This is a genomic window from Silvibacterium bohemicum (assembly GCF_001006305.1).
Classification (GTDB): Bacteria; Acidobacteriota; Terriglobia; order Terriglobales; family Acidobacteriaceae; genus Silvibacterium; species Silvibacterium bohemicum.
The window spans coordinates 569,316-587,989 of the sequence record NZ_LBHJ01000020.1 but is presented as its reverse complement, the minus strand read 5'-3'; the positions used below and the strand labels follow the sequence as shown (position 1 = coordinate 587,989).

Sequence of the window (18,674 nt, the reverse complement as noted above, 5' to 3'; positions counted from 1 at the left end):
AAGGCACGGCATCTCAATGCCGCGCCTTTATTTCTTCAGGAGGTCATTCCGAGCGAAGCCGAGGAAACTCAGCTCAGGCGAGCTATCTCGCGGCGTCTTCGGAATTGATAGGAGCTTCCGAGTAGTAGAGCGAGCAGACGCATTTCTTGCAGATGGCGTTGCTCTCGATATCCAGCGAAGCGCGAAAGCGCAGGGCGGCATCGCTGTTCACGATCTCAGCCAGCGGACGCTCATAAAAATTGCCGATGCTGGGATGAAAGAAGCAGGGCCGCACCGTTCCATCGGCCTCGACGACCGCCGAGACCCAGGGCGCGTTGCAGCGAGGAGCGACCGGCTCCGCATCCCCGAGCGCGCTGCGGAAATGATGGACGATGCGGCGCATCTTCTCCGGGCTCTCGCGGATGAACCCGCTCCGGAAATCCTCGGCATAGTCGATGCTCAACTGTTCCAGCCCATCCGAAAGCTCGGTGACTTCTTCGCGGCTCAGTGTGACCGTCGCCTGCCGGTCATCGCTCCATCCATCCTCGCGATTAAAGGCTTCCGACGTCGCATCGACAGGAAGAAACGAGATGGAGTCCAACCCCAGCTCGTGCGCCGCGTCGATGGTCTGCGCTATCTGCCGGAAGTTATTCTTCTGTACGGTGCTGCGCGCCGCAATCTGCATGTCTTTGCGTAGCGATCGCAGGCCAGCGATGCCATGCGCCATCTGCTCGAAGGCGTCGCGAACGCGGCGAATTTTGTTATGGGTTTCGCGTGGGCCATCCAGTGAGACGATCACGTCGTCGACGAACTCGGCGATCTCTGCGGCCTTCTCGCCGAGCAGCAGGCCGGTCGAAAGTATCGTGATGCGGATGCCTTCGTTACGCAAAACCTCCATGAAGCCGCGCAGGTCTTGGTGCAGCAGTGCTTCGCCGCCAGACAACGCGATCCAGCGCGTGCCCAGCGCGCGAAACGACTCGAGGTGAGGCAGAAGATCTTCAGTCCGGATCTCGCGAACCTCGCGAATCCTCCAGATGTCACACATCAGGCACCGGCAGTTGCAGCGATTGTGCGGAAAAAGCACCAGCACCGGCAGCTGTTCGATCACCTGCGAGGCAAGCGAAGAGGCGGCAGGAGGCGTCGCTATCTGGACGAGAGAAGTCGTCATATCGGGACCTCTTCAGGGTATCGCCACGCGGACGGCGCGGATGTCACGGGAATGTCATTCGATTGGCGGGACGTCTTCGCGCATCCTGAATACGGTCCAGGCCTGCTTCCCGTAAAATGACCGTTCGGGCAGAAGTTCTTTCCCTATCACATGAAGGTCTTTCTCACTGGAGCTACAGGTTTTGTCGGCGCGCATGTCGCGAAGCACCTTGCATTGCAGGGAGCGCAGCTTCGCCTGCTGGTGCGGCCCACCAGCAACATGGCGAATCTGGAGGGGCTGCAGGCCGAGACCATCGTCGGCGACCTGCGGCAGCCCGAAACGCTGCGTTCGTCGATCCGCGGCTGCGACGCCCTGATGCACGTCGCTGCCGACTACCGCCTCTGGGTTCGCGATCCGCAGGATATGTATGCCGCCAATGTCGAGGGCACGCGCTCCCTGTTGCGCATTGCGCGGGAAGAGGGGATCGCGCGCGTCGTCTACACCTCCAGCGTAGCCACCATGGGATTCAAATCGGACGGTACCATCGTCGACGAAACCACGCCCGTCTCACTCGCCGACATGGTCGGCCACTACAAGCGGTCGAAGTTCATGGCCGAGCAGGTGGCGATCGAAGCCGCCCGCGCCGGCCAGCAGGTCATCATCCTGAACCCCACCACACCTATCGGCGCGCAGGACGTCAAACCTACGCCGACCGGCCGTATCGTCGTCGATTTTTTGAACAAGAAATTTCCCGCATACGTCGATACCGGGCTGAACCTGGTGGATGTGGCGGAGGTCGCCAGAACCCATGCGGCTGCGCTCGAAAAAGGCCGCTCCGGCGAGCGCTACATTCTCGGCGGGGAGAACCTCACGCTGAAGCAGATTCTGGACAAGATGTCCGCTATTACCGGCCTCCCGTCGCCGACAATGAAGGTGCCGCACTCCGTCGCCATGATCTTCGCCTTCTTCGATGAAACCATCACCGGCCGCATCCTGGGCAAGGAGCCGCGGGCTACCATGGAAGCGGTGCGCATGGGCAGGAAGAAGATGTTCGCTTCATCTGCCAAGGCCCAGCGCGAACTCGATTTCCGCATCGTCCCGGTCTATGAGGCACTGCGAGCCGCCATCGCCTGGTTTCGCGCGCACGGATACGCGCCGCCGGCATGACCTTCGGAGAGACATTCGCCCGATCGTCAAGTCGCAGGGGTCGGACCTAAAGAATCCGGGCGATGGGTGCCGTCTTGCGTTGAGAATACGGGTTTGAGTGAAGGGTGCGGGCTATCGTGAAGGGTACGGGCTTTAGTTGAAGGGTACGGGCTTCAGCCCGTACATGGAATAACCAAATCTGTGCGGCTTCAGCCGCTGAGGGATCGCTCTCTGGTTCAATCTACGCCTCCATCGTCTTCTCAAACACGCATCGCCATCATCGCCGCTCTTCCCGGCGAGTTGAAGCCGCTCGTCCAGGGATGGAAGCAGACCGGGAAGCATGCCTGGACCGGCTCCATTGGCGACTACCCCTGTATCGCCATAGCCGGAGGCATGGGCGCCGCTGCCGCCAATCGCGCCGTGGCGCAGGCGAACTCCGAGTTTCACCCCAACGTACTCGTCTCCTACGGATGGGCTGGCGCTCTGACCTGCGCCATCAAGCCGGGCATGGCCGCGTCCATCTCCGAGGTGATCGATCTCCAGTCGGGAAAGCGATTCGCCACCGGAGATTCCGCCGGAACCCGCCTGCTCACCCTGAACCGCGTCGCCCGTCTACACGAAAAGCGCAAGCTGGCGGAGAGGAACCAGGCCGTCCTGGTCGACATGGAAGCGGCTGCGGTCGCCCGGCTGGCCAGCCAGCAGAAGAGCCGTTTCTATTGCTTCAAAGGCGTTTCCGATGGATATACCGACCGTCTGCCGGACTTCAGCCGCTTCATCTCGTGGGAAGGGGAGCTGCGCATGCCAGCCTTCCTGGCCTATATTGGCCTCCGCCCATGGTACTGGCCGTCGCTGGTCAAGCTTGGGACCGCCAGCCGCGCTGCCGCCTCGGCGTTAGCCACATTGGCACGGGAATCGTTGACGCAAACTTTATAATCTAAAGAGCATTTATGGCGACAGTTTCAGCAGTAAAGTATTCGGCGGGGCAGGAGAAAATCCCCGCAACCATGCGCGCGGCCGTATACCGCGGCGTGAATGACGTGCGCGTAGAAACGGTTCCCGTGCCCGAGATCGGACGGGGCGAAGTCCTGATCCGCGTCGCCGCCTGCGGCGTTTGTGGAACCGACCTCAAGAAGATCCACACCGGCTCCCACTCCGCGCCGCGCATCTTCGGCCATGAGACGGCCGGAACCATCGCCGCGGTAGGTGAGGGCGTGCGAAACTTCGCCGTCGGCGACCGCGTGATGGTCTTCCACCACATCCCCTGCGGCCATTGCTATTACTGCCGCAAAAAAACCTTCGCGCAGTGCCCGGTCTATAAAAAGGTCGGATGCGCCGCAGGTTTCGAGCCCTCCGGCGGCGGTTTTGCCGAGTATGTGCGGGTCATGGACTGGATCGTCGAGGGCGGCCTCCTCAAGATTCCCGATGGCGTTCCTTTCGAGCAGGCGGCGTTCGTGGAGCCCGTCAACACCTGCTATAAGGCCATAAAAAATCTGTCACTTGCGCCGGACGAAACGGTTCTCGTGATCGGCCAGGGACCCATCGGCATCCTGCTCGCCGCGCTGGCTGCACGGACCGGGGCCAAGGTCCTGACGTCCGACCTCTATGCCGAGCGCCACGCTGTCGCCGCAACCTATGGCCTGAAGCATCCCATCCTCTCGGGGCAGTCGGATGTGATCGCGGCTACCCGCGCGGCCAGCGAAGGCCGCGGCGCCGATGCCGTCATCCTTGCCGTGGGCGTGGACGCCCTCATCAAAACCGCCATGGACGCGGCGCGGCCCGGCGGACGTGTCCTGCTTTTTGCGCAAACCCAACATGGCGATGCTATGGTCGACCCGGCCGCCATCTGTATGGACGAGAAATCCCTGCTCGGCTCCTACAGCGCCTCGGTTGAAATTCAGGAGGAGGGAGCGAAGTTGGTCTTTGAGGGCTATCATGATGGTTTCGACCTCACTCGCTTGATTTCGCACCGTTTTTCCCTGGAGAACGCAGTTGAGGCGATCGATGTCGCCTCCCACCCCACGGCTGGATCTATGAAAATTTTTATCGAGCCTTAATTCCCATCCCCAGAACAGAACGCCCGGCGCGGAATGCCGCAACTCTGAGAAAATAGATACGAGTACGAAAGACGACAGATGGCCCCGGAGATGAAAGCCGCGGTCCTTTATGGACGCGAGGATTTGCGCATCGAGCGCCTGCCCATACCCCGGGCGGATGAGGGCGAAATTGTCGTCCGTGTACACGCCGCACTCACCTGCGGCACGGACGTGAAGGTCTATCGCCGCGGCTATCACGCCAAGATGCTGCAGCCGCCAATCCCCTTTGGCCACGAGCTGGCCGGAACGGTGCATGAGGTTGGCGCGGGAGTGACCTGCTTCAAGCCCGGCGACCGCGTCGTCGCGCTGAACTCGGCTCCCTGCGACGCCTGCTACTTCTGCCTGCGCGGTCAGCAGAATCTCTGCGACGATCTGCTCTTCAATAACGGAGCCTACGCCGAGTTCCTGCGCATTCCGGCGCGCATCGTTGCCAAGAACACGCTGCTCATTCCCGACGAGCTTCCCTTCGAATATGCCGCCCTCACCGAGCCGCTGGCCTGCGTCCTGCGCGGATTGGAAGAGAGCAATGCGCAGCCCGGAGACCTGCTCGCCGTGATCGGCGCCGGACCCATCGGGCTGATGTTCATGCACGCGGCGCAGCTGGCGGGCATGCGCGTGATCGCCGTAGTGAAGCACGATGAGCAGATTGAAGCCGCCCGCACCTTTGGCGCCGAGCATGTGGTGCAGACCGTCGCCGTCGACGATCCGATTGAAGCGGTGCGCGCACTCACTCCCGAAGGCCGCGGCGTCGACATCGCCATCGAGGCCGTAGCCGTTCCCGAAACCTGGCAGTGGGCGGTGGAGATGGTGCGCAAGGGCGGGACGGTGAACTTCTTCGGCGGCCCCGCAGCCGGCACCAAAGTCGAGCTCGATACCAACCGGCTGCACTATCACGACATCACGCTCAAGGCCAGCTTCCATCACACGCCGGGAACGGCGCGCCGCGCCTTCGAGCTGATCAGCAGCGGTAAATTCAATTGCCGTGAGACCATCACCGGCCGTGCGCCGCTGGCCGACCTCGATGGCGTTCTGCGCGGACTTATGAACCGCTCGCGGCAGGACGGGCTGGGCGACATCAAGACCGCGATCATCCCGTAGGAATCATCCGTAGGAATAAATGAGCCCAGAAACGGTTACAGATACCATGAAACAGGATTCGACCGCGCGGTCGCGGCACGCTCACACAGAGAAATTTCTGGGAGGGAAGCTGGCGACAGCAGCGGGAAGATCGGCCGCGTGAATCCTTCCGTCGAAGACGCGTATCGGGCCTGTCGAGAGATTGCCCGGCGCGAAGCCAAGAATTTCTACTACTCCTTCGTCGCGTTGCCTCGCGCCAAGCGCGACGCAATCTGCGCGGTGTATGCCTTCATGCGCCACGCCGACGACCTCTCCGACGACGAATCGCTCCCCATAGCGGAGCGCCGCGATCGCATGGCCGCCTGGATCGATGCGTGGCACCACGCTTCACAAGGTGAGCCGACAGCCGATCCTGTCTTCATCGCGCTCGCCGATGCGCAGGCCCGCTTTCAGATTTCATCGCAGCTCCTCGATCAGCTGGTTCAAGGTACAGCCATGGATCTGCATCGCGATCAGCCAGACTCCGTTCATCCTCTGCAGTACGACACCTATGAGACCTTCGACGATCTCTATCGTTACTGCTACCTGGTGGCTTCGGTCGTGGGACTGGTCTGCATCCGCATCTTCGGCTATACCGATCCCGGCGCGGAGAAGCTCGCCGAAGAGACTGGCATCGCCTTCCAGCTCACCAATATCCTCCGCGATGTGCGCGAGGATCTGGAGCGAGGAAGAGTCTATCTTCCTCTGGAAGATCTCGAGAGCCACTCCGTCTCTATACAGGATCTAAGCAAGTTGGCGCAGGGTAAGGGCCATCTCACGCTGAATCCGCGTGAACTGCTGGAGATGGAGGCAAAACGTGCCGAACACTATTACGAATCCGGCCGCGCGCTGTTGCCGCTTATCTCGGCCGATGCCCGTCCCGCGCTTTGGGTGCTGATCTCGATCTACCACTGCCTGCTCAAGGAGATCGAGCGGCACAATTACGAGGTCTTCGCGAAGCGCGTCCAGGTCTCGACGGCAAAGAAATTGTCGATACTGGCCTGCGGCATGGCGCAATCGTTCTTCAATCGCATCAGGGGTAGCTGAGCCACGGTTTCCCCGCTGGAGGCTGTATGGTTTTGTCCGATACTCAAACTCCCTCTCGGAAGTTGTCATCCTGAGCGAGCGAAGCGAGTCGAAGGACCTGTAGTTTGCCTGTACGATCATCAATCTTGTGTTTGCGCCCGCATTTTGAATTTAAAAAATCATGCCAGCGGAGCGAAGCCATATCACGAATGGCTCGTATCAGGGCACGACTCCAGTCGTGCCGCTTTGAGCTTATAAGGATGACTTCAGCTCCGGGATACATTCCACTTCCTGAATCGATGCGGTCGGAAACATCTTTTTCGGCGATCAACCTTTCCTCGTCCGGCACATCTAACCCGGTGACATGTCAGAGACCGAGCAGGACTCGCGCTTTCAGCCCATTGAAAATTATGGCGTCATCGGCAACATGCGCTCCGTCGCCCTGGTGAGCGTCGAGGGAAGCATCGACTTTCTCTGCTTCCCGAATTTCGATTCACCCACCGTCTTCGCTGCTCTGCTTGACCCCGACCGCGGAGGCTCGCTTCGCCTGGCGCCGGTCAAAGATGGCATGCGCATCAAGCAGCTCTACTTGCCGGAAACGAACATCCTGCTCACCCGTTTTCTTTCCGAGGATGGCGTCGCCGAACTCACCGACTTCATGCCGGTGGTGGAAACAAAAGACAAGCATCCTTACGGGCATCACATCGTGCGCATGCTTCGTGTCATCAAGGGGCAGGTTGCGTTCGAGATGCGCTGCGCACCGCGCTTTAACTATGCTCGATCCGCGCACACGGCTCATCTGGAAAAGGGCGGCATCTGTTTTGTGCCGGAATCGGCGGGATGTTCGAATATGGCGCTGCATGCGACCTTCCCGATGCAGCTCGATGGCAGCGATGCGGTTGCTTCCTTCACTCTGAATGCCGGCGAGACCGCCATGTTGGCCTTTGGCCAGGTGGACGAAGAAGAGAAGACGGGGCCGGCGAGCCTGGATGCCGACAGCGTAAACATGCGCTTTGAGGAGACCGCCCGCTATTGGCGAAAGTGGATTGCGCGCTCGAACTATACAGGCCGCTGGCGCGAGATGGTCAACCGCTCTGCGCTAATCCTGAAACTCATGTGCAGCGTCGAATACGGCTCCTTGATCGCGGCGCCCACCTTCGGTCTTCCGGAGCGCGTGGGCGGCGAGCGCAATTGGGACTATCGCTATACCTGGCTGCGAGACTCGTCGTTTAGCCTGTACGCCTTTATGCGCCTCGGTTTCGTCGAAGAGGCGCGCAGCTTCACGCATTGGATACGAGACCGTCTCCACGACGATGCGCAGCGAGGACCGCTGCAGGTGATGTATCACCCGGATGGGCGGCAGGAGCTCGAAGAGGAGATTCTCGATTCGCTGTGCGGTTACAAAAATTCGAAACCGGTGCGCATCGGCAACGCGGCGTATCAGCAGCTGCAGCTCGATATCTATGGCGAGCTGATGGACGCTGTGTATCTCGCGAACAAGTATGGCGACGGCATCTCCTATCGCGGCTGGCAGAACATGCAGAGAGTTCTCGGCTGGCTGGCCGAAAACTGGCAGCGAGCGGATGAAGGCATCTGGGAGGTTCGCGGAGGAGCGCGCGAATTTCTGCACTCGCGCCTGATGTGCTGGGTCGCTTTCGACCGCATGATCCGGCTCTCCGAAAAACGATCGCTGGCCGCGCCGGTGGAGAAATGGCGGGAGATTCGCGACACCATCTACAACGACATTCACACCAACTTCTGGAATGAGGATCTGCAATCGTTCGTGCAGTTCAAGGGCGGCAAAGCGGTCGATGCGTCGGTGCTGCTGATGCCGCTGATGCGTTTCATCAGTCCCACAGATCACCGCTGGCTTTCAACAATGGATGCGATCGAGAAATATCTCACCGAAGACAGCCTGGTCTATCGCTACAACAACGTCGATGCGCCGGTGGATGGACTGCGTGGCGGCGAGGGCAGCTTCACCGCCTGCTCCTTCTGGTTCATCGAGTGCCTCGCGCGCTCGCACCAGGTGGATAAAGCGCGGCTGCTCTTCGACAAGATGCTTGGCTACGCCAACCACGTCGGGCTTTACTCCGAGCAGTTGGGATCGAGCGGCGAGCACCTCGGGAATTTTCCCCAGGCCTTCACTCATCTCGCTCTGATCAGCGCAGCTTCCTATCTCGATCGCGCCTTGTCGGGGAAAGACAACACGCCGTGGCGGTGAGGTCTTCCCGCGGCACTCGATGAGGTTGTTTCGAATCGAGTGCCGCGCTTAGCCGAGGAGGAACTCACGATCCACAGGAATCTGCATGGAATTGGCTAGAGTATTTGTCTCCGCGGCCATACCGATAACAGCCAGGAACTCCGCATACTGCTCGCCGGACAGGCCCTTGGCTCGCGCCGCGGCGGTATGAGAGTGAACACAATAACTGCAGCTGTTCGCCGTAGACACCGCGATGTAGATCAATTCTTTGGTGAGCGGGTCGAGCACGCCAGGCTCAATCATGACCTGCTTGACGCTCGACCAAGTTCGCTCGAGAAGAGCGGGCTGGTTCGCGAGAGCACGCCAGAAATTGTTCACAAAATCTGACTTGCGGGTGGCGCGGATATCGTCGAACACAGCTTTTACGGCTGGAACGGCAGCGACTTCCTCATCGCTCCAGAGCTTTACGGTAGCCACTTGAGTAATCCTCCATTGCAATGATCGAGATTCGCGAGCCTGACGAGCGTAGCTTCAGTGCGCCATCAGGATGACGCCAGCGCAGACGCAGACCGCCGCAATCCAGCGGCGCCGGTCGACATTTTCTTTGAGGAAGATCTTCGCCGCCACCGCATTCGTTACAAACGTCAGCGATGCAGAAGCCGGCGCGATCAGGCTTAGATCCGCGTGGCTCAACGCGAAGAGCAGCGAAAAGAAGCTGAGCGCCATGAAGAAGACGCCGGAGACGAAGCGCACGCTGCCCAGCACGGCGAGGATAGCTCCGCCTAGCCCGCGCGCAGCCTTGATGTCATCCAGGTCACCGATGGCGCGCATGGCGGCTGCGATCAACACATCGCCGATGGTGGCGAAGACAACGATAGCCCCGATCATGGCGGCGTCCGCCCATCCATGTTGAATCATGAGGATTGCCTCGTTGGTGTGCCGACAGACTCAGGCGAAATCTCGCAAGGAACCGGCTTTTTCTCCTCGACTTCGGTGTACGAAGGTCCCTGTGCCACAAAGCCGACGGCAGCCGTAATCAGCAGAATTCCCAGCCAGCGCAGCGGCGAGATCTGCTCATGCCGCCAGAACCGCGCGAGCAAGGCGACGATTACATTGCCGATGGAGGTCGCCGGCAGCACATAGGTGAGGTCGGCCCAGGAGAGGGAAGCCAGATACGATGCGAAGAAGGCGATCAGGAGAACGATGCCCAGCAGGATCTGCGGCGTTTGTATCGCGTAGATAAGAGCGGAGAGATGGTGCAGCGAAACCGGCCCGACCTTTTCCATCCCCGCGCTCAACAGCGTGTCGCCAAGCGGAGCGGTCACGGCCACCACGCCTAGCACCACATAGCGCCGGAATGTCATCGTCGATTTGGTCATCTACTGCTCATAAACAGGAACGGCCAGCGTGAATGGCTGGCCGTTCGTATCACTGATCGCGGACTAAACTCCGGCGTTGGCCGGCGTTGTGGTCTTCGCTGTCGAATCCGACTTGGCCTGCTTCACAACCCTGTTTCGTTGCGCACGCAGCTTCAGGAAGGACTTCGACTCCGCATAAAGTCTCGGAATATCGCGATTGACGATGGCCTTCCAAACTACGCGCGCCGCTGCCTTGGGACGGAAGTAGTACTCGTCGTAGAAGCGATGCACCATCTCCAGAACGTATTCCTTGGGCAGTCCCGGATACTCGATGTGCGCCAGCTGGTGGCCTTCGTCGTCGACCATCTGGCCGTCGTTCACGATGAAGCCATTCTCGCGGGCGAAGTCGTAGAATTCTGTTCCCGGATAGGCGTGGGCAATCGAAACCTGAATGGTCTCGACGTCCAGGCTCTTGGCGAAGTTGATGGTGTTGCGGATCGATTCTTTGGTCTCGCCGGGCAGGCCGAGAATGAAGTCGCCATGGATGGTGAGACCGAGATCGTGGCAGTCCTTGGTGAAGTCGCGGGCGCGCTCGACGGTGGCGCCCTTCTTGATGTTCTTGAGGATCTGCGGATCGCCCGACTCGTAGCCAACGATCAGCAGCCGGCAGCCGGCCTCGCGCATGGCCTTCAGCGTCTCGCGGTCGGTGGTAACGCGCGAGGTGCAGGACCAGGTGAGTCCGAGCGGCTTGAGCTTCGCGCAGAGCTCGACAGTGCGCGCCTTCTGGATGTTGAAGGTGTCGTCGTCGAAGAAGAATTCCTTCACATGCGGGAAGAGCTTCTTGGCGTGGGCCATTTCGGCCGCTACATCATCGGTCGAGCGCTTGCGCCAGGCGTGGCCGGAGAGCGTCTGCGGCCAAAGGCAGAAGGTGCACTGCGCCGGGCAGCCGCGCGTCGAATAGAGCGAAACATAAGGATGCAGCAGGAACGGGACGTTGTACTTGGTCACGTCCATGTCGCGCTTATAGATGTCTGTGACCCACGGCATGGCGTCCAGATCTTCCACCTGCGGCCGGTCGGGATTGTGCACGATCTTGCCGTCCTGGCGATAGCTGATGCCGAGAATTTCATTCAGCGGCTTGCCGTTGGCAAACTCCACCACGGAGAAATCGAACTCGCGGCGGCAGACAAAGTCGATGGTCGGGCACTCATTCAGTGCGCGGTCCGGCGACGTGGTGACCGGCGGTCCGACGAACGCCACACGAATATTCGGATTGGCCTTCTTGATCGCCTCGGCCAGCTTCTGATCGCCCGTCCAACCGGGGGTGCTGGTGAAAAGCACCAGGAAATCGAACCCCTTGGCAATCTCGATGGTCTCCGGCGCGGTGACATGGTGCGGAGGCGCGTCCAGCAGGCGCGAGCCTTCCAGCATGCCAGCCGGATAAGCCAGCCAGACCGGATACCAATAGGACTCGATTTCGCGCGTCGCAGGCCAGCGCGAACTCGCGCCGCCGTCAAAATTCTCGAATGAGGGTGGGTTCAAAAACAGTGTTTTCAGAGGCATGTCAGTAACCGTAATTTTATCACTTTGCGTAGGGTTGAAGCCGCTTTTGGGGCCTGGATTGCAGTATCGGTAGAGGTACTTGCACAGGATGCCGACTTGACCCAGGATTCCGCAACCGTGGGCCAATGATTGGCAATATCAGGGGTTAACCTGCGTCCTGGGCGCGCTGGAGTGGACCCAGTCCTGAATCTCTCCCAGCGACCGCATAAGGTTCAGCTCCACGCTGGTGACCTGGAAGCTGGCGTCGAGGGCATCCTGATAGCGCTCGCGCTCCTGGATGTGAGCCAGCTGCTCATCCTTTGGCGAGACCTGCGGAGCATTCGGCGACCCACTGCCGTTCTGCATCTGTGTCTGGATTGCGGCCAATTGTTCCCCGGCCAGATCGCTCTTCAGCGCGGCGATTCTGCGCTGCGCCTTCAGCTCGTCGATACTGTGGCGAAGCGACAACACCTGCTCACTGACCTGATTCTTTGCCTGATCGGCTTCTGAGGTCGCCTTAACCGCCTCGGCCGCCGATTCGCGCGCCTTGGCGCGACGGCTGGCATCGAAGAGGGGAATCGTAATCTGCACGCCGATATCGAAGTTGTTGTGCTGGAAACGAAGGTAATATTCTGCGTAATTATTGAACTTGGCGTAGCGATTGTATTCGGCGCCGAAGGCGAACTGCGGCCGGTAGTTCTGTTTCGCATCGCCGAAGGAGAGCTCGGCCTTCGACTTCGCGGTTTCGTACGCGGCCTGAATCGAGGCACTCGAAGCAGCCCGGTTTTCGCCCGGACTATCGGGCAGAATATTGGGATCTGCCGGAATGCTTTTGCCCTCGGTCGTCAGGTTCGTAGCAGGAAGGCCGCTCAGGTGCGCCAGCTTCTGCCGAAGCTGATTGGCGTCGTCCTCGATGTGAAGCCGCTTTTCGTCCACCTGCGCAGAGGTCAGCTCGGCCTTGGTCAACTCCATGCGCCCGTCAACTCCGGCCTCCAGCCGCTGCTGTTCTATCTCCACCAGCTTTTCGGCAAAGCCTTTTTCTTCTTCCAGAGCGGCCAGTTCGTGCAGGTCGTTGTCGAGCTGGACATAAGCCAGGGCCGTATCCAGAGCTACCTGCTCCTCGCCATCTTTCAGGCTGAGCTGGGCGGCCCTTAATGATGCATGGGCGGCGCGGATGTAATCGGGCTGTGAGAAGGAATAGATCAGCGATTGGGAGCCAACGTTGTAAACCGAAGGCTGTCCGACCGGAAATCCGTAAGAGTATCCCAGGCTCGATCCCAGCACGAAGCTGGGAAGATAGGCGTCCTTCGTCTCGGTGAGGCCGGCCAGGGCACGCTCCACATTCGCCATGGCGATGTGTACTTGCGTGCTGTTACGAACCGCCAGATCGACGACGGTGGATAGGGAAACCTGGGCGCTCGCCTGCTGTCCTGCCAGCAGCGCACCAATCCCGATCCAATAGCCGAGCTGTCTCTTCAACGCCATCCCTCTCACTGCAAAGGCAAAACCGATTTTACCGTCCGGCGGCAGATGCGGGTCTTAACGACCTGTATTCGTCTTGGCTTGTTGTGCTGGAGCAAATCCGCTAGCCAGCGCCCGGGCCGCGGCATATTCATGTTCCGCCCGCTGCTGGTCGCCCTGGCGCTTATACAGATTGCCGAGTTCGGTGTGCACCACAAACGCCGGAGCTTCTTCGCTCAGCGCATTGCCACCAAGATATTGCTGCATCCACGCGGATGCCAGCTCCGGCTCGCGGCTGGCTTTGGTTAACGTCGAGGCGCCATCGGCCAATGCCGAGCCATGATCGGCGCTGGCTGCGACCGCTCCGCTCTGCAATGCGGCCAGCATCTCGTCCCAGCGCGCTCTTCGCCGATAGAAGCTTCCCAGATCCATCCAGGCCTGGGCCGCATTGCCCGAAGCATGAGAGGCAGCCGAGATCTTGGCGCGAAATTCCTTCTCCGCACCCACGTAATCTTTCTTCTGCTCGAAGATGCGCGCCCTCAACTCGTGAGATCGCTCCGGCGCAAAGCCATCGAGCTGCGCAGCGAGCGCCTCTGCCTTATTTTCGCCGCCGCCCAGAAATGCCGGCGCTTCGACGTAGTATTGTCCGAGATCGGAGAGCGCGTCACCATTATGCGGATCGAGCGTGGCCGCCGCTTCGAACTCGGCCCGGATCCGCTTGGCCATTTTGTATGCCGTCACAAAACTCACGCGATCTGCCTTTTCTCCGTATGCCCGGCCCAACCACATGTGATAACTGCTGCTGCCCGGCGCGATCTGCACCGAACGCTCGCACGCCCCGATAGCCTCATCCCATCGCTGCTCCGCAAACAGCATCCGGCAGCGCAAATTCAAGGCTTCGGCATCGGAGGCATTCTCCTGGAGGGCGGTATCCAGCAGCCGGAGCGCGTCATCGGCCTGGCCGCGATTGAGCGCCGTTCGCGCCGCATCGCCTGCCTCCTGTGACATGCCCGCACACCAGCCGGCCGCGGTCAATGCCATGACCGGACCCAAAATGATTCCTGCATACAAACGCGACTTCACTGCTGATTCTCTGCCTACTGTATGGGCACGACGGCCACGCGGTTGCCGATCGGCTGTCCGTTGGTGCTGCCCAGCGCGACCACGTCGCCCTCTTTCAAGCCGCTTGTGATCTCTACTTGCGTGAGATTGATATTTCCAATCTTCACCACTACCCGGTGCAGCACGTCCTTCTCCACTCGATATACGTAATCCTGCCCAGCTTCGGTGTGCAGCGCCTCGCGCGGAATATTCAGCGCGTTGTTCTCATTGGCAATGGTGACCGTAATGCGCACGTTGGTCGCCGGAAGAAGAGCGCCATCGGCGTCGTCCAGCGTCACCAGAACCTCGCCGACGTTGCGCGTTCCATAGGTGATGATGGTTGAAGGTACCCGTGCCACGTGGCCATGCCATACCTTGTTCCGTTGAGCGTCCCATTCGATGGTGATGGGCTGGCCCATCTGCAGCTTGCCGATCTCCGGCTCGTCGAAGTAGCCCCGCACCTGCATCTTGGTCAAGTCCGCCATCTGCAGCAGCTTGTCGCCCTGCTGCACATATTCGGTGCGCGAGACAGGCAGCGAATACACCGTGCCCGCAAAGGGAGCGCGCGGATTGGACTCTTTCAACAGCTCCAGTGCGGCGGAATATCCAGCCTGCGCCTCTGCGAAAACGCTCTTCGCGCGGGCCACATCGCCCTCATCGTATCGCTGTGTCTTCCTCTGCTGGAGCGATTGCAGGGAGGCATCGTCAGCCGCCAGGCGCTGCTGCGCCGCGGCAACCTCATTGGCCGATGCCGCGCCGGTAAGCTGCAATTTCTGCAGCGCATTCACGTCCCGCTGCGCCTGGTCCCGATCGACCTGCGCCTTGGCCAGATCGCTGCTGAGCGAGAGCCGCTCTTCCTGCGTTCCACCCTTCATGGTGGAGTCGTATGAGGATTGGGCATTGCGCAGGGCCGCGAGTGCGGTCGCGATGCGGGTCTTGACGTCGGTGTCATCCATGGAAAGCAGCACTTTGCCCTCCGGCACCTTGTCGCCCTCACGCACATAAAGCTGCTTGATCGTCCCCGGAAAAGGGGAGTGCGCCTCGTAGTTGACCTGAGGTTCGACCCGGCCGTTAGTCGCGGTGGTGCTCTTCAACTCCCCGCGGACGACGGTTGCGATTCGAATAGGAACGCGCGTTCTGGTAGCCAAGTGAACGAGGTAAAAGACTACCGCGACCGCGATCGCCGCAGCTAGCCAGATCCACCAAATGTTGCTCGTTCTCTTCTTCGTGACCATGCGTGGGTTGGAGGCCTGAAATACGTCGATCGAGTGTAAGTATATCGCTAACAGGTATAGGACTCATCAGGATGCGATTCGGCGTCAAAATATCGCCTCCATCCTCGTGAAGCCACCGGTTGCCGTGGTCTTTTACAATAGTTTTATGGTAACGGCTGCAAACACCAATCTCTCCCGCTACACCGATGAGCACGCGAAGGCCGGTCTGGATTTTGCCTTTCCCGCCATCGAAACCTGGCAGAACCAGTTTCCCGCCTACGAAATCCTCATCGACGATCCCGAATTCACCTCGGTCTGTCCCAAAACCGGCCTCCCCGACTTCGGCGTGATCAAACTCCGCTACATGCCGCGCGATCTCTGCCTGGAGCTCAAGTCGTGGAAGGAATATCTCTTCAGCTACCGCAACCTCGGCATCTTTCAGGAAAACATCGTCAATCAGATCCTCGAAGACGTGGTCAAGGCCTGCAGTCCGGTATGGGCGCACGTCCACGGCGACTTCCGTCCGCGCGGCGGCATCTCCACGATCGTCGAAGCCCGCTGGCCGCGCCCCATTGTCGAGCCCCCCAACTTCGCGCTAAAGAGATAACAGAATTTGCGCCGAAAAATTCCATGCCTGCATCATCGTGCGGGTGTGATATTAAGTCTGCCTTAAGAGCGAAGCCTCGTGGCTTGGCCTTTTCGAAGCTTGGCGTTTGGAATCGACGATGGCTGGCATGCTCACTCCTGCGCACGCACTTTGCGCATAGGGCGAGATACCACTATTCTCACATCAGTTCATGGCAGCCGACGTGTCCACCCCCAACACCCAGCGCATCAGTGCGGCCCGCACCGCAGGCACGGCTCTGTTCCTGCTCACCTGCCTCAATCTCTTCAACTTCATCGACCGCTACATCCTGCCTGGCGTGCAGCCGCTGGTGCAGAAGGAATTCCACGTCAACGATGCGCAGATCGGCCTGCTGACCACCGCGTTCTTCTTCACCTACATGCTCGCCGCTCCGCTGACCGGATGGCTGGGCGACCGCTATCCCCGCAAGCCGCTGATCGTGATCGGGGCGCTGCTGTGGAGCTTCGCCACGCTGCTCACAGCCAGGGTCCACAGCTACGAAACTCTGCTTATCCGACACGCCGTGGTTGGCATCGGCGAGGCGACCTTCAGCATCTTTGCACCCGCATTGCTCTCAGACTTCTATCCTGAAGCCGATCGCAACCGCGTCCTCAGCATCTTCTACGTCACGATTCCCGTAGGAGGCGCTCTCGGCTACGTGTTAGGCGGAGTGCTCGGCCAGCAATACGGATGGCGCATGCCTTTCTTCATCGCTGCGCTGCCTGGAGTGCTCATCGCCGCCGGCTTTTACTTCTTCGTCCGCGAGCCGGAGCGGGGAAGCGCCGACAAGCTCGCCCAGACGCTCGACCGGACAACGATTGCAGGTCTTGCCCACAATCCCGCATTTTGGGCTGCCACACTGGGACTCGCCATGTGGACCTTCGCCGTCGGCGGCATCTCCACTTTTCTGCCCACCTTCTTCGTGCGCTTCGGCTCGATGTCGGTGGCTAAGGCTGGCACGGTCTCAGGAGGCCTGACGGTCATCGATGGCCTGCTCGGCACGGTGGTGGGAGGATGGATCGCCCAGCTATGGATGCGCCGCAATCACCGCGCCCTCTATCTGCTCTCCGCCTGGGGATCGATCCTGGCCATTCCCTTCGTCGCACTGGTTCTCTTCGGGCCGCCCAGCATGCTGTTTCCCGCCGCCTTCGCTGCGGAATTTTTTCTATTCCTCGGCACCGGCCCACTCAACGCCGCGATCGTGAACTCGGTGGCCGCGCCCATTCGCGCCACTGCCATCTCGGTCAATCTCTTTATCATCCATGCGCTGGGCGACGCCTTTTCTCCGCACCTGATCGGAAGAATCTCCGACGCGACCAACCTGCGTGTCGGCCTGAGCATTACGCTGATCACGCTCACGCTGTCCGGAATTATTCTCTTCGCCGGCGCGCGTTTCGCGCAGCCTCTCGCCAAGGAAGCGTGACCCACTTCGAAATGTATTTGCATATTGTCGTTCTAACGCTTGACTGGCTTATCGCTTTTCTATGGACCGCGACCACATTGACTGCGCTCCGCAATCTGCCGCGCATCCCCGATCTGCTGGATGACCGCTACGCCAAAGCTCTGCCGCCCTCGCACGTGCCGCTGATCTCGGTCATCGTTCCCGGCCGCGATGAAGCGGAATCGATCGAGGCCTGTCTGCGCTCTCTATTGGCAATCGAGTCTGTGACCATCGAGATCATCGCTGTCGACGATCGTTCGGCCGACGCGACCGGCGAGATCATGGAACGGATTGCGGCCGAGGCGCAAGCAGCGGGAAAGATCCTGCGAGTATTGCACGTGACCGAGCTTCCGAGTGGGTGGATGGGCAAGACGCACGCCATGGCCCTCGCCGCTCGTCAGGCATCCGCACCCTGGCTGCTCTTCACCGACGCCGACATCCTGTTCCATAACGGCGCATTGCTTCGCGCTCTGAATTTCGTTGAAGCGGAGCGTGCCGATCACATGGTTATCCTGCCGACGCTCATCCTGAAGAGCTTCGGCGAGCGCATGATCATGGCCTTCTTTCAAGGGATCGGCGGAATATCCTCCCGCTTCTGGCGCATCCCCGATCCGAAGGCCAAGGAATCTATCTGTGTTGGCGCCTTCAACATGGTTCGCGCCGACATCTATCGCGCGATGGGAGGCTTCGAGGCGCTGCGCATGGAGGTCCTCGAAGATCTGCGCTTCGGCTTCGAAGTCAAGCATCAAGGATTCCGGCAGCGTGTCGCGTTTGGACGTGATCTGGTGCGCGTGCGTTGGGCCGTCGGTCTTGCCGGCATCATCCGCAACATCACCAAGAATTTCTTTGCCGTCTTCCGCTTCCGCGTGGGTCTGACCCTGATCGCCAGCATGCTGCTCTTCGTATTTTGCGCGGGACCCTTTGTAGCCTGCGCCGGCGGCCTCGCCATGTGCATCCCCGCCGCACTGGTGCTGCTCATGCTGGTTCTGCTCTATCGCTACTATCGCCGTTACACATCCATTGCGACGTACTACGCGATCACCTTTCCCGTCGCAGCCTGCCTGGTGGTGTACGCGATCGTACGTTCCATGGTGGTCACGCTGGCGCGGGGAGGGGTGCAATGGCGCGGCACGCTCTACCCGCTCGCCGAGCTGCGCAAGAACGCAGGGCGTCTGCGCTGAAAAGCTTTTTCGGCGAGCGCTCGCCGGGTGGCCCCATCCTT

The 18,674-nt window shown here is 60.2% G+C and carries 18 protein-coding genes; 9 read left to right on the top strand and 9 right to left on the bottom strand.

Annotated elements, in window-relative coordinates; translation table 11 throughout:
- Positions 1–82: 82 nt before the first annotated feature.
- A complete protein-coding gene (locus XX99_RS25565; RefSeq protein WP_050062231.1) occupies positions 83–1,147 on the bottom strand; it encodes a radical SAM protein in 1,065 nt (354 codons plus the stop codon).
- 150 nt (positions 1,148–1,297) lie between these two features.
- On the opposite strand from XX99_RS25565, the gene hpnA reads away from it, so the two are divergent.
- The 5 genes from hpnA (at position 1,298) to XX99_RS25540 (ending at position 6,528) form a co-directional block, all read left to right on the top strand.
- On the top strand, positions 1,298–2,293 hold the full coding sequence (gene hpnA, locus XX99_RS25560) for a hopanoid-associated sugar epimerase (RefSeq protein WP_050062230.1): 996 nt from the start codon (positions 1,298–1,300) through the stop codon (positions 2,291–2,293).
- Between the two features lie 180 nt (positions 2,294–2,473).
- Positions 2,474–3,205, top strand: a complete 732-nt coding sequence (locus XX99_RS25555; protein ID WP_050062229.1) for a phosphorylase family protein — start codon at positions 2,474–2,476, stop codon at positions 3,203–3,205.
- A gap of 14 nt (positions 3,206–3,219) precedes the next feature.
- Positions 3,220–4,326: a zinc-dependent dehydrogenase gene (locus XX99_RS25550; RefSeq protein ID WP_050062228.1), complete on the top strand. Its 1,107-nt coding sequence runs from the start codon at positions 3,220–3,222 to the stop codon at positions 4,324–4,326.
- Between the two features lie 90 nt (positions 4,327–4,416).
- Positions 4,417–5,463, top strand: a complete 1,047-nt coding sequence (locus tag XX99_RS25545) for a zinc-dependent alcohol dehydrogenase (RefSeq protein WP_082125999.1) — start codon at positions 4,417–4,419, stop codon at positions 5,461–5,463.
- A gap of 138 nt (positions 5,464–5,601) precedes the next feature.
- Positions 5,602–6,528 (top strand): phytoene/squalene synthase family protein, encoded by a 927-nt coding sequence (locus XX99_RS25540; RefSeq protein ID WP_050062226.1) that lies wholly within the window; start codon positions 5,602–5,604, stop codon positions 6,526–6,528.
- Positions 6,529–6,571: 43 nt separating this feature from the next.
- Here XX99_RS25540 and XX99_RS27545 read toward each other — a convergent pair whose 3' ends face one another.
- On the bottom strand, positions 6,572–6,838 hold the full coding sequence (locus XX99_RS27545) for a hypothetical protein (RefSeq protein WP_156186215.1): 267 nt from the start codon (positions 6,836–6,838) through the stop codon (positions 6,572–6,574).
- Positions 6,839–6,871: 33 nt separating this feature from the next.
- On the opposite strand from XX99_RS27545, the gene XX99_RS25535 reads away from it, so the two are divergent.
- A complete protein-coding gene (locus tag XX99_RS25535; RefSeq protein ID WP_050062225.1) occupies positions 6,872–8,731 on the top strand; it encodes a glycoside hydrolase family 15 protein in 1,860 nt (619 codons plus the stop codon).
- A 48-nt stretch (positions 8,732–8,779) separates the two neighbouring features.
- On the opposite strand, the gene XX99_RS25530 is transcribed toward XX99_RS25535, so the two are convergent.
- The 7 genes from XX99_RS25530 to XX99_RS25500 all read right to left on the bottom strand — a co-directional run bounded on the left by XX99_RS25530 (position 8,780) and on the right by XX99_RS25500 (position 15,407).
- Complete coding sequence (locus XX99_RS25530; RefSeq protein ID WP_050062224.1) at positions 8,780–9,187, bottom strand: carboxymuconolactone decarboxylase family protein; 408 nt, start codon at positions 9,185–9,187, stop codon at positions 8,780–8,782.
- Between the two features lie 54 nt (positions 9,188–9,241).
- Positions 9,242–9,628, bottom strand: coding sequence for an EamA family transporter (locus tag XX99_RS25525; protein WP_050062223.1), 387 nt, complete (start codon positions 9,626–9,628; stop codon positions 9,242–9,244).
- Positions 9,625–10,089, bottom strand: coding sequence for a DMT family transporter (locus XX99_RS25520; protein ID WP_231581619.1), 465 nt, complete (start codon positions 10,087–10,089; stop codon positions 9,625–9,627). Before XX99_RS25520 ends, XX99_RS25525 begins: the two co-directional genes overlap by 4 nt.
- A gap of 63 nt (positions 10,090–10,152) precedes the next feature.
- Positions 10,153–11,631 carry a hopanoid biosynthesis associated radical SAM protein HpnJ gene (gene hpnJ / locus XX99_RS25515; protein ID WP_050062222.1) on the bottom strand — a complete coding sequence of 493 codons (1,479 nt, stop codon included), beginning with the start codon at positions 11,629–11,631 and terminating at the stop codon, positions 10,153–10,155.
- Between the two features lie 138 nt (positions 11,632–11,769).
- Positions 11,770–13,095 carry a TolC family protein gene (locus XX99_RS25510; RefSeq protein WP_050062221.1) on the bottom strand — a complete coding sequence of 442 codons (1,326 nt, stop codon included), beginning with the start codon at positions 13,093–13,095 and terminating at the stop codon, positions 11,770–11,772.
- Positions 13,096–13,149: 54 nt separating this feature from the next.
- On the bottom strand, positions 13,150–14,154 hold the full coding sequence (locus XX99_RS25505; RefSeq protein WP_156186214.1) for a tetratricopeptide repeat protein: 1,005 nt from the start codon (positions 14,152–14,154) through the stop codon (positions 13,150–13,152).
- Between the two features lie 14 nt (positions 14,155–14,168).
- Positions 14,169–15,407: an efflux RND transporter periplasmic adaptor subunit gene (locus tag XX99_RS25500; RefSeq protein ID WP_050062219.1), complete on the bottom strand. Its 1,239-nt coding sequence runs from the start codon at positions 15,405–15,407 to the stop codon at positions 14,169–14,171.
- Positions 15,408–15,552: 145 nt separating this feature from the next.
- Between XX99_RS25500 and queF the strand changes: the two genes are divergently transcribed.
- From queF to XX99_RS25485, 3 genes are all read left to right on the top strand, one after another.
- On the top strand, positions 15,553–15,993 hold the full coding sequence (queF, locus tag XX99_RS25495; RefSeq protein WP_050062218.1) for a preQ(1) synthase: 441 nt from the start codon (positions 15,553–15,555) through the stop codon (positions 15,991–15,993).
- 202 nt (positions 15,994–16,195) lie between these two features.
- Positions 16,196–17,434 (top strand): spinster family MFS transporter, encoded by a 1,239-nt coding sequence (locus XX99_RS25490; RefSeq protein ID WP_231581618.1) that lies wholly within the window; start codon positions 16,196–16,198, stop codon positions 17,432–17,434.
- A complete protein-coding gene (locus XX99_RS25485) occupies positions 17,431–18,633 on the top strand; it encodes a glycosyltransferase (RefSeq protein WP_082125964.1) in 1,203 nt (400 codons plus the stop codon). The genes XX99_RS25490 and XX99_RS25485 overlap by 4 nt, the downstream gene beginning before the upstream one ends.
- The last annotated feature ends 41 nt before the right edge of the window (positions 18,634–18,674 follow it).